Source organism: Paenibacillus oleatilyticus (assembly GCF_018998565.1).
Classification (GTDB): Bacteria; Bacillota; Bacilli; order Paenibacillales; family NBRC-103111; genus Paenibacillus_G; species Paenibacillus_G oleatilyticus.
Map to the genome: position 1 here is coordinate 1 of NZ_JAHNZO010000098.1, position 419 is coordinate 419.

Genomic DNA, 419 nt, shown 5'->3' on the forward strand with positions numbered 1-419 from the left:
GAGCAAACAGCCGTTGCGGATCCTCGGCGGCGAGAAAAGCGGCGTAGTCGGCATGACGGTGGACGCGGGTGAACTCATGGTAATCCAGCCCGGCGCGGCGCAGACGCTTGTCGTCCCACGGAAAACCCAGCGGTTCGATCAGATGCAGATTAAAGCCGGTATTGGCGCACAGGCGAATGATATTGCCGGTATTGGGTGGAATTTCGGGTTCAAATAAAACGATGTTCAGCATGTTGCAGGCCCCTCGTGAACGAGGGGCGAAGGATAGCAAACTCTTCCTGTTCTGTCTTAGACGATAGGCGTTGATGATGCAGCGGCAGCCACAGCACCAGCCGCAGACCGCCAAGCGGGCTGTCTTCGGCCTTCACCCAGCCGCGATGCTGATTGACCGCCGCCTCGACGATCGCCAGACCAAGGCC

2 protein-coding genes are annotated in these 419 nt (G+C 59.2%); both read right to left on the reverse strand.

The genetic code is table 11. The annotated features are described in order from the left end of the window. Positions 1-232 (reverse strand): TrmH family RNA methyltransferase (locus KQX66_RS38840; protein WP_284439885.1); only part of this gene is annotated, 232 nt, incomplete at its 3' end. Next, positions 210-419 (reverse strand): sensor histidine kinase (locus KQX66_RS38845; protein WP_216798397.1); only part of this gene is annotated, 210 nt, incomplete at its 5' end. The genes KQX66_RS38845 and KQX66_RS38840, both read right to left, overlap by 23 nt.